9 protein-coding genes are annotated in these 9,980 nt (G+C 72.3%); 2 read left to right on the top strand and 7 right to left on the bottom strand.

Annotation, left to right across the window (positions count from 1 at the left end; translation table 11 throughout):
• Window positions 1-288 precede the first annotated feature (288 nt).
• Window positions 289-792: a transcription elongation factor GreA gene (gene greA / locus EFL26_RS16125; RefSeq protein ID WP_123223943.1), complete on the top strand. Its 504-nt coding sequence runs from the start codon at window positions 289-291 to the stop codon at window positions 790-792.
• Here the strand turns inward: greA and ilvA are convergent.
• Genes ilvA through EFL26_RS16100 form a run of 5 tightly spaced genes read right to left on the bottom strand, consistent with a single transcriptional unit; the run spans window position 780 to window position 6,253 of the window.
• Window positions 780-1,991 (bottom strand): threonine ammonia-lyase, encoded by a 1,212-nt coding sequence (ilvA, locus tag EFL26_RS16120; protein ID WP_123223942.1) that lies wholly within the window; start codon window positions 1,989-1,991, stop codon window positions 780-782. The two genes, greA and ilvA, sit on opposite strands and share 13 nt — an antisense overlap.
• Window positions 1,991-3,325: an AI-2E family transporter gene (locus tag EFL26_RS16115; RefSeq protein WP_123223941.1), complete on the bottom strand. Its 1,335-nt coding sequence runs from the start codon at window positions 3,323-3,325 to the stop codon at window positions 1,991-1,993. Before EFL26_RS16115 ends, ilvA begins: the two co-directional genes overlap by 1 nt.
• On the bottom strand, window positions 3,322-4,731 hold the full coding sequence (locus EFL26_RS16110) for a glutamate mutase L (protein ID WP_123223940.1): 1,410 nt from the start codon (window positions 4,729-4,731) through the stop codon (window positions 3,322-3,324). Before EFL26_RS16110 ends, EFL26_RS16115 begins: the two co-directional genes overlap by 4 nt.
• The gene (locus tag EFL26_RS16105; RefSeq protein WP_221176996.1) at window positions 4,728-5,051 is read right to left on the bottom strand and encodes a YidH family protein; all 324 of its coding nucleotides are present in this window, start codon (window positions 5,049-5,051) and stop codon (window positions 4,728-4,730) included. Before EFL26_RS16105 ends, EFL26_RS16110 begins: the two co-directional genes overlap by 4 nt.
• Before the next feature lie 11 nt (window positions 5,052-5,062).
• Window positions 5,063-6,253, bottom strand: a complete 1,191-nt coding sequence (locus tag EFL26_RS16100; RefSeq protein ID WP_123223938.1) for a cystathionine gamma-synthase — start codon at window positions 6,251-6,253, stop codon at window positions 5,063-5,065.
• Between the two features lie 40 nt (window positions 6,254-6,293).
• On the opposite strand from EFL26_RS16100, the gene EFL26_RS16095 reads away from it, so the two are divergent.
• Entirely contained in the window at window positions 6,294-7,268 is a 975-nt protein-coding gene (locus tag EFL26_RS16095) for a DUF5995 family protein (protein ID WP_148046741.1), read from the top strand.
• Between the two features lie 6 nt (window positions 7,269-7,274).
• On the opposite strand, the gene EFL26_RS16090 is transcribed toward EFL26_RS16095, so the two are convergent.
• Window positions 7,275-8,195 (bottom strand): hypothetical protein, encoded by a 921-nt coding sequence (locus tag EFL26_RS16090; RefSeq protein ID WP_123223936.1) that lies wholly within the window; start codon window positions 8,193-8,195, stop codon window positions 7,275-7,277.
• Between the two features lie 77 nt (window positions 8,196-8,272).
• Complete coding sequence (locus EFL26_RS16085; RefSeq protein WP_123223935.1) at window positions 8,273-9,706, bottom strand: HNH endonuclease signature motif containing protein; 1,434 nt, start codon at window positions 9,704-9,706, stop codon at window positions 8,273-8,275.
• Between the last annotated feature and the right edge of the window lie 274 nt (window positions 9,707-9,980).

Raw genomic sequence — 9,980 nt, 5'->3', positions numbered from 1 at the left:
GGGCCACCGCGCAGGACCACACGATCGTCGGCGAGCTCAACCTCAGCGCCGCCGACCTGCGCGCGAAGCAGGGGCAGTGGATCTCGGTGCGGACCGAGCGCCGCGCGACGACGGCGACCGTCGTACGCTGCGACGATTGAGCCGCCGACCGACCCGCTTGGTAGGCTTGCTCCTTCTCTCCACCGCACGGTCGAGCGATCCCGTGCGGGCCACGACCGCCTGAGAGGTCGCCGGGGAGACCACCGCAGACATGACCGACCGCCACCAGCGACACAGGAGTGACCACCCATGACCCAGGCTGACGAGCGCACCACCGTCTGGCTGACCCAGGCCAAGTACGACGCGCTGCAGGCTGAGCTCGAGGAGCTCCGCGGGCCCGGGCGGGCCGCCGTCGTCCAGAAGGTCAGCGACGCCCGCGACGAGGGCGACCTCAAGGAGAACGGCGGCTACCACGCCGCCCGCGAGGAGCTCGGCAAGCTCGACGGCCGCATCGCCCAGCTCGAGGACATGCTCAAGCGCGCCCAGGTGGGCGAGACCCCTGCCGACGACGGCATCGTCGAGCCCGGCATGGTGGTCACCTACCGCTTCGTCGGCGACGACGAGGAGGAGCGGTTCCTGCTCGGCGCCCGAGAGATGAAGGGCGACGACGACGACCTCGAGGTCTACTCCCCGCAGTCGCCACTGGGCGAGGCGATCAACGGCAAGCAGAAGGGCGACACCGTCGAGTACGTCGCCCCGAACGGCAAGACCCTCAAGGTCGAGATCGTCGAGGCGCGTCCCTACGAGGGCTGACTGACCCGGTAGCCGTCGTCGCGGAGCCGCGACAGCACTGCCTCGGCGTGCTCGGGGCCGCGGGTCTCGACCTGCACGTGCACCTCGACCTCGTCGATGCTGAGCGCCATCGAGGTGCGCTGGTGCACCACCTCGAGCACGTTCGCCCCCTCGCGCGCGAGGTCGCTGAGCAGCCGGGCGAGGCCGCCGGGGCGGTCCGGGATCCGCACCCGGATGTTCAGGTAGCGCCCCGCGGACGCCATGCCGTGCCGGATCACCTTGCCCAGCAGGAGCGGGTCGATGTTGCCGCCGGACAGCACCGCGACCGCCGGGGTCGGGAACCGGTCGGGATGGTCGCGGATCGCCGCCACCGCGACGGCGCCGGCCGGCTCGACGACCATCTTGGCGCGCTCCAGGAGCAGCACGAGCGCCTGTGAGATCGACTCCTCCGAGACCGTGATCATGTCGTCGACGTGGTCCACGATCTCCGCGAACGGGATCGCGCCGGGGCAGCCGACCGCGATGCCGTCGGCCATCGTGCTCATCGACTCCAGCGCCACCGGTGCGCCGGCCTCCAGCGAGCCCGGGTACGCCGCGGCGCCCTCGGCCTGCACGCCGATCACCTTGATGTCGGGCCGGTGGGACTTGATCGCGAGCGCGATGCCGGCGATCAGCCCGCCGCCCCCCGTCGGCACGATCACGCTGGCCGCCTGCGGTGCCTGCTCCAGGATCTCGAGCCCGCAGGTGGCCTGCCCGGCGACGATGTCGGCGTGGTCGAACGGGTGGATCAGCACGGCGCCGGTCTCCTCGGCGTACGCGATCGCGCGCTTGAGCGCCTCGTCGAGGATCGCGCCGTGGAAGATCACCTCGGCGCCGTAGCCGCGGGTGGCGTTGAGCTTGGGGATCGGCGCTCCCTCGGGCATGAACACCGTGGCCTTGATGCCGAGCATCTGGGCGGCCAGCGCGACCCCCTGGGCGTGGTTGCCGGCCGAGGCGGCGACCACGCCGCGCGCGCGCTCCTCCTCCGACAGGTGGGACATCCGCACGTAGGCGCCGCGGATCTTGAACGAGCCGGTGCGCTGGAGGTTCTCGCACTTGAGCAGCACCGGGCCGCCCACCGCCGAGGAGAGCCACCGCGACTCCTCCATCGCCGTCCTGATCGCGACGCCCTTCAGCAGCTCGGCGGCCGCCTCGACGTCGGCCATGGACACCGCACCCATCACTGCTCCTCCCGGTCCGCGGCCTGGCTCTCGGCAGCGAGCACCGGGTCGGCGGCGACGTCGTCCGCGGCCGCCTCCTCACCCGACTCGCCCACCTCGGTGTAGACGGCGAGGTGCTGCACCACGGCGTTCAGGGCGGCCGCGAGCGGCACCGCCACGAGCGCCCCGACGATGCCCGCCACGATCGCCCCCATCGCGATCGCGAGGATCACGCCCAGCGGGTGCACCGAGACGAACCGCCCCATCAGGAAGGGCTGGAGCACGTGCGCCTCGATCTGCTGGACGATCACGACACCGCCGAGCATGAGCAGCGCCACGATCGGCCCCTGCGCGACCAGGGCGACCAGCACGGCCACGGTGCCGGAGAGGAACGCCCCGACCAGCGGCACGAAGGCGCCCAGGAACACCAGCACGCCGATCGCGCTGACCAGCGGCACGTTCAGGATGAACGCGGCGACCATGATGCCGATCGCGTCGGTGCCCGCGACCAGCACCGTGGCGCGCACGAACTGGGTCAGCGAGTGCCAGGCGACCCGCCCGGAGGAGTCGGCCCGGGACCGTGCGGCGCGGGGGAAGATCCGCACCACCCAGGCCCAGATCAGGTGGCCGTCGGCGAGGAAGAAGTACGTCGAGAACAGGATGATGAAGAACCCGGCGAGGATGTGGCTGAGCGCGGTGCCGAGCTCGGTGGCGTGGGTGCCGAGGTCCTTGCCCTGCTTCTGGATCCAGTCCTGCGCGTTGCCGATCCACGTGTTGATCTGCGAGTGGCTCGCGTGCAGCGGACCGGTCTGGAGCCAGTGCTCGATCTCACCGAGGCCGCCGGAGACCTTCTCGGAGAGCTGGTCGATGCTGGAGGCGACCTGCTGGCCCACGAAGGTGAGCAGCAGCGCGACGATGGCGATGCCCCCGACCACGACGAGCAGCGCCGCCAGCTTGCGCGGCACGTAGAACCGCTCCAGCAGGCCGACCACGGGCGCGGTGAGGGCGGCGATGAACAGCGCGATCACGACCGGGAACACCACGACCACGAAGAACTTCAGCGTCCACAGCACCATCAGCAGCGCGACGACGATGACGATGAACCGCCACGCCCACGCCGCGGCCAGGTCGTAGGCCCAGGGAACCTGGGCGCGGGAGAAGTTCGACGGGCCGGTCTCGATCACCGGCTCCTCGCGGCGACGCGCCTCGCGCACCTGCTCCCACTGGTGCGCCAGCTGCTGGAGCACGCGCTGCCGCAACCGCTCCTCGGCCTCCTGCTCCGCGTCGTGGACGGCGTCGTCCGCGGCGACCTCGGCCTCCTCGCGCGCCTGCCGGTCGCGCCTCTCCCGCTTCATCGCCACCTCGACAGGCTATTGCAGAGCAGGTGCTCGGCCTGTGCACGCGCCGCGTCGCCGTCGAGGGCGAGGAGTCCGGCGGCGGCCAGCACGTAGTCGCGGTCGACCACGATCCGGGGATCCTCGGGGAGCTGCCAGCCCTCCGGGTCCCGGCCGGTCGCGGCCGCGAGGATGCGCCGGGCCCGCGCCGGGTCGGCTGCCCGCAGCACTCCCCCCGAGCCGACGAGGAGCTCGACGGCCCGCAGGTCCTTGCCGGTGCGCTCGACGACCCTGCCCTCCGGCGAGAGGACCACGCGCGAGCGGCCGACGTGGCGCCGCACGGCGAGCAGGCCCGCGGCGGTCGCGAGTGCCTCGTCGCCGGCGCGCTCGTCCTCGTCCTCGGGCAGGTACGCCGGGTCGGCGGCCCGGCGTACGGCGTCGGCGGGGAGGGCGAGCCCGGCCTCGGCGGCCGCCTCGGCGGTGGTCGCGGCGCTCCAGCGCATGCCGAGGTCCCCCTCGACGGTCCGCGTGACCGGCGTCGTCGCGACCACCTCGCGCGAGAGGCCCGCCTCCTCCGGGTCGAGGACCACCACCGAGTGCACGTCGGTGGTGGCACCGCCGATGTCCACGACCACCACGCCGCCACCGGGCACGCTGGTGTCGAGCTGCGCGGCCAGGAGCTCCACCCCGGTCAGCACCACGTCGGGGGTGGCCCCCCGCACCATCGACGCGAAGGTCTGGCCGGCGCGCGTGGTCCGGGCACTCAGGTGCTTGCCGCCGATCACGTGGCTGAGGAACACCTCGCGGATCGCCCGGCGGGCCGACTCGGGGGCGAGCACGCCGATGCGCGGCACGACGTTGTCGGCGACCACGTGCGAGACGTCGGCGAGCAGGCCGACGACCGTCTCCTGCGCGTCGCGGTTCGCCGCGACCACCACCGGGCCGCGCCAACCGCTGGCCGCGACCTCGGCCGCGGCGGCCACCACGGACTCGCGGTCGCCGCCGTCGGTGCCGCCGGTGAGCAGCAGGACGTCGGGCCGGGTCTCGGCGAACGCCGCGGCGAGCTCACCGGAGGCGCGGTCGGACCCGAGCACGACGACGACCTTGCCGCCGCTCGAGAGCGCGACGCGGCGGCCGGCCTCCGCGGTGACCAGCGCCTCGTTGCCGAGCACCGCCACCCGCAGGCCACCGCCGGCCGACGAGCAGGCCAGCGTGCGCGCGTCCGCGGCGCCGGGGTGCTCCTGCTCGAGCGCGGCCAGGCACGCGTCGTACCCGTCGAGGACGTCTCCCCCGGTCGGCCCGGGCAGGGTGGTGCGGTGCTGGGTGGTCGCCAGCAGCTCTCCGGCACCGGTGTCGACGAGGGCTGCCTTGGTGAACGTCGACCCGAAGTCGACGCAGACGACCCAGTCGCTGCTCGGGGCGGTCATCCGGCCGTGACGACGACGTACGCCACCGCGACCACCAGGCAGAGGACGAGGCCCAGCGTGATCAGGACCGGGGTCTGCCCCGCAGGCAGCGGCCGACCCTCTCGGATCGCCGATTCCGCCGCGCGGTAGCGCTGGTAGCCGCCGACCGCCGCGACCCCGCCGCTGAGCAGGAGGATCGCCGCCAGGGTGAGCGCGAACGCCTCGCGGTCGAGGAAGTGCACGACCGCGACCGCAGCGGCGATCAGGCCGATCGCCGTGCGCTGGTAGGCAAGCAGCGTCCGCTCGTTGGCGAGGCTGAACCTCACGTCGGGCTCGGGCACCGGAGCGTCCCTCAGCCGATGCTTCGCTCGAGGTCGGCGAGCAGGTCGTCGACCGTCTCGATGCCGACGCTGAGCCGGATCAGGTCGGGCGGCACCTCGAGATCGGTGCCGGCGACGCTGGCGTGGGTCATCCGCCCGGGGTGCTCGATCAGCGACTCGACACCGCCGAGCGACTCGCCCAGCGTGAAGACCTCGGCCCGGCCGCAGACGGCGAGGGCCTGCTCCTCGCCGCCGCGCACGCGGAAGGACACGATCCCGCCGTACCTCTTCATCTGCCGCGAGGCGACGGCGTGACCCGGGTGCGTCTCCAGGCCCGGGTAGATCACCTCGGCCACCTGCGGGTGGGCGACGAGGAACTCGACCACCTTCTCGGCGTTGTCGCAGTGCCGGTCCATCCGCACGCCGAGGGTCTTGAGCCCGCGGAGCACGAGCCAGGCGTCGAACGGCCCGGCGACCGCACCCATGGCGTTCTGGTGGAAGCCGATCCGCTCGGCGAGGTCGAGGTCGCGCACCACGAGGGCACCGCCGACGACGTCGGAGTGCCCGCCGCAGTACTTGGTGGTCGAGTGCACGACGACGTCCGCACCGAGGGCCAGCGGCTGCTGCAGGTACGGCGAGGCGAACGTGTTGTCGACGACGAGGAGGGCGCCGGCGTCGTGGGCGACCGCGGCGAGCGCCTCGATGTCGCCGATGTTGAGCAGGGGGTTCGTCGGCGTCTCGACCCAGACCAGCTTGGTCTGCCCGGGCCGGATCGCGGCGCGCACCGCGTCGACGTCGGAGACCGCCGCGGGGCTGTGCTCCAGGCCCCAGGGCCGGGCGACCTTGTCGATGAGGCGGAAGGTGCCGCCGTACGCGTCGTCGGGGATGACCAGGTGGTCGCCGGGACTCATCAGGGAGCGCAGCAGCGTGTCCTCCGCCGCGAGCCCGGAGGCGAACGCGAACCCCCTCTCGCCCTCCTCGAGCGCCGCGAGGTTGCCCTCGAGGGCGGTGCGGGTGGGGTTCGCGGAGCGGCTGTACTCGTAGCCGCCACGCAGCCCGCCGACGCCGTCCTGCTTGTAGGTGCTGGTCGCGTAGATCGGTGGGATCACCGCTCCGGTGGCCTCGTCCGGCTCGTAGCCCGCGTGGATCGCACGCGTCTCGAACCCGGACTTCTGTCGGTGCTCTGCTTTCGGTGATCGATCCTGTCGAGATCCCTGGGTCACGGTCGCGAGCCTAGACCGCGGCGGGGCGTAGCCGGACCCCGTGGGGGTCGTTGGTCAGCACATGCAGCTGCGCTCGCTCCCGGGTCGCGCCCTCCGCGCCGCGGCGCTCGGTCTCACCGCCACGTTGGTGCTCTCCCTCGCCGGCCCGCCGGCGCAGGCGGACGACACCGATCCGCTCGCCCAGCTGCTCAGCCCGGCGATCGAGGACCCGCTGATCGCCCTGCTCGCTGCGCTGCCCACGCCGTACCGGCCCTACGTCGGCCCGATCTGCGCGAACGGCGACCCGCAGTGCATCGTCGACGTGATCACCGAGATGCAGGATCGTCTCGCCCCGCTCGCGGCGAGCTGCAGCCACCACGCGATCTTCTCCCTCGCCTACCTGCGGGTCACGCAGAACGTGAAGGCCGCGGCGGACAGCGGTTACTTCCACGACCGCGCCTGGCTCACCCAGGTCGACGCGGTGTTCGCGCAGAAGTACTTCGACACGATGGACGCCTGGTTCGCGGGTCGCACCACGACCGTGCCGCCCGCGTGGCGGATCGCCCTCCGCGCCGCCGACGACCGGACGATGTCCGGACTCGGTGACTTCATGCTGAACATGAACGCCCACATCAACAACGACTTCCCCTACGTGCTGGAGAAGGTGGGCCTGACGGCGGCCGACGGCACCAGCCACAAGCCCGACCACAACGCCTACAACGACCGCCTCGACTCGCTCTACCACCCGGTCTTCGACGAGGAGGCGGCCCGCTTCGACCCGATGTTCAACCGGTACGACCTCGGTCCGGTCGACGACCTCGTGGTCAGCACGATCATGCGCGGGTGGCGCGAGATGGTCTGGCGGCACGCCGAGGCCCTCGCCGCCACGCGTGGCAACCCGGTGCTGCGCCAGGTGGTCGAGCAGGACATCGCCGAGTACGCCGCGACGCAGGCCCGGATGATCAAGCTGGTGCCGATCTTCCTCGCCGCCTCGTCGCCGAACCGCGACGCGTGGTGCGCCACGCACCACGGCTGAGGCAGCTCAGCCGCCGAGGGCGCCGAGCGCGGCGGCGAGGTCGTCGTCGACCTGCACCTGGGGCTGGCCGTCCACGAACTGCGTCACCTGGCGCCAGCGACCCTCGACGACCCAGAACACGTGGGGGCTCAGCGGGCCCGGCGCCTCGTTGAAGCCCTGCATCGCGAAGTTGAAGAGGTTGTTCAGCGCGAGCACGCCGTCCTGCGTGCCGTCGAGCACCCGGAACGCCACCTGGTGGCGGAACGGCACCACCAGCAGCATCCCCCGGGACGCCTCGGCCCCCGGAGCGAACCGGCGTACCAGATCGTCGGGCAGCAGCGCCGTGCTGGCCGTGAAGAACGACTCTCCGAGCACCACGTCGAAGGCGCCCGCACCGTCGGGAGGCGCGATCCGCGCGTGCTCCAGCTCGTCGGAGATCAGCAGCGCACGGACGTTGGCGCGACCGGTGTCACGCCAGCGCTCGTAGCCGCCGCGCGCGCTCCAGAACTCCTCCTGCGGCGTGCTGACGGTCTCCGGAAGGTCGACCGAGAGCACCGCGGTCAGGCCGTCGCCGTACCGGTCGGCCGACGGGTGCCACGTCAGGTCCGGGAGTGATGCCGACTCCACCAGCCGGAAGTAGACGGCTCGTCGGAGCTCGTCCTCGCTCATCGTCTCCACGTCGCCCGTCCTGCCGAGCCGGCTCACGTGCGCCCGGACGATCGACGCCCACTCCGCCTCGGGCACGTCGTTGCAGGCCGCCGCGACGTTCCAGAGCCCGTACTTGGCACCCTGGTCGTCCTCGACATGGCCCGGGTGCACGACCACCTCGACCCCGGTCTCGGCGAAGGCGGCGCGCACCAGGGCGCGCAGGCGGCGAGCCTGCTCCGTGGTCAACGGCAGGTCGGGATCCGGCGTGGGCTCGGGACCGGAGCGCTTGAAGAACGGCATTGACGGACGGTACGCCGTGTCGGCGCCTGCAGGCATGCCGACGGCCCGGCGCGTGCGCCGGGTGCGGGGCGGGGTCCCTATTGCCTCGGTGGCTCGACCGGCGGCGGGCTCAGGTCCGTGGTGCCGGTGGCGTCGCGCAGCCAGGAGTGTCCGCGGGGGCTGTGCCACACGTAGGTGCCGGGCTCGACCATCGTGTAGGTCCAGCCGCCGTGGGTCTTCAGCCGGTGGTGGCGGCGACACAGCGGCGCGAGATTCAGCGTCGAGGTCTGAGCAGGCGGACCGCTCTCCCGATAGGGGTCGACGTGGTCGAGGTCGCAGGACCGCGCGGGCCGCTGGCACCACGGGAACACACAGGTGCGGTCGCGGAGGCGGACGTGCTCGGCGATCCGGTCGGGCACTGCGTGGGCGTCGGTGGAGTGGGTCTGGTGCAGGTCGATGACCGGCCTCACGATCACCTTGGTGGTCGGGCCGTGGATGGTGGTCGGGCCGTCGATGATGGTCGGGCCGTCGATGATGGTCGGGCCGGCGATGGTGGTTGAGCCTGCCGAAACCCCACACCACTGCGCGACCTGCCCGGCGGTGACCAGCTGCCCACCGGCGTTCTCCAGCCAGGCTGGGGCGTTGCGGTCACCGGCGCGGAGGGCTTCTTCGGAGAGGTGCACGTACAGCACCACGTCTCGCCGCCGCTGGGTGGTCGAGCCTGAGCCCTGGGTGGTCGAGCCTGCCGGAACCACCTCACCCGAAGCGTCGAACTCCAACGCCTGCTGCCCTCGTGCCAGCATCCCGACCGCCAGCGATCGACGTACGTCCAGCGACTGGTCGTTGCCGAGCGCCTTGAGCTGCTCGGCACCAAGCCGAACCGCGTCCTCCAGGTCCAGCGCATCAGCGAGGTCGAGCTCGCCGTGGACGCGGGACGTGCCGGCGAACGAGACCTGGTCGTGGTCGATGGTGAAGTGCCGTTGCTCCGCTGCCCGCTCGCGTTGCTCGGCGGCGTGGGCCGGCATGTGGCGCGCGATCGCCGTCTCCACCAGCCGCTGGGTCTGCGCAGGGCCGGTCTTGTGGGCGAACGGCGCCACCTGGACGTCGACGAACGCGACCGCCTCCAGGGACAGGATCAGGGTCTGCTCGGCGATCCGGCGGGCCCGCCACGGCGCCAACGACCCGGCCTGCACCCTGGCCCACACCCGAGGCAGTCGGTGGGCGAGCTCCAGCGCCTGGGCCATCAGCATCCGGCCGGACTCGGCCGACATCCCGAGGGCGGAGGCGAACTCCAGCACGGCGAACTCGCTCACCAGGGGTGCGCCCTCACCGGCGATGGGAATCCCGGTGTCCTGACCCCGACCCGCCCACCAGGTGGCTGCGTCGTCGAGATCGCCGACCTCGTGCAATCGAGCCCACTCCACGGCGGAGGCCAGCAACTCGGCCTCAGCGGCGTTCGCTGCAGCCCGAGCCCGACGCGCGACCGCCAGCACCGCGGTGGCGTCGAGGTCGGTGGTGGGTCCCGAGATCATGGTCTGAATCTAGGGGTGACCACCGACACTTTCGGGCCCAGAACCCCTTGCTGGTAAGGGATTCCGAAGAATTCTCGAGGATCTTGGTGGTTGGTTTCGGCAGGCTCAACCAGCCGGGGACCGGCGGCCGACCCGCGGACCCGGCCCGCAGCACACGCCTTCGTCGCCGCGGTCCCCCCGGCACTGCCAGAGGTTTCGAGGCTCGCTGGCGCTCGCACCTCAACCAGCCAGGAAGCCGGCGGACGACACCAGGACCCCGCCCGCGCCACACCCC

Origin of the sequence: Nocardioides pocheonensis (assembly GCF_003725535.1) — a bacterium.
GTDB lineage: Bacteria > Actinomycetota > Actinomycetes > Propionibacteriales > Nocardioidaceae > Marmoricola > Marmoricola pocheonensis.
Note: the sequence above shows the minus strand (reverse complement) of the source record. Positions and strands in the feature narration are given on the sequence as shown.

Excerpts from the sequence above, each read along its gene's own strand:
- ilvA (WP_123223942.1), bottom strand. The coding sequence starts at position 1,991 with ATGGGTGCGGTGTCCATGGCCGACGTCGAGGCGGCCGCCGAGCTGCTG.
- EFL26_RS16085 (WP_123223935.1), bottom strand. The coding sequence starts at position 9,706 with ATGATCTCGGGACCCACCACCGACCTCGACGCCACCGCGGTGCTGGCG.
- EFL26_RS16115 (WP_123223941.1), bottom strand. The coding sequence starts at position 3,325 with ATGAAGCGGGAGAGGCGCGACCGGCAGGCGCGCGAGGAGGCCGAGGTC.
- greA (WP_123223943.1), top strand. The coding sequence starts at position 289 with ATGACCCAGGCTGACGAGCGCACCACCGTCTGGCTGACCCAGGCCAAG.
- EFL26_RS16110 (WP_123223940.1), bottom strand. The coding sequence starts at position 4,731 with ATGACCGCCCCGAGCAGCGACTGGGTCGTCTGCGTCGACTTCGGGTCG.
- EFL26_RS16090 (WP_123223936.1), bottom strand. The coding sequence starts at position 8,195 with ATGCCGTTCTTCAAGCGCTCCGGTCCCGAGCCCACGCCGGATCCCGAC.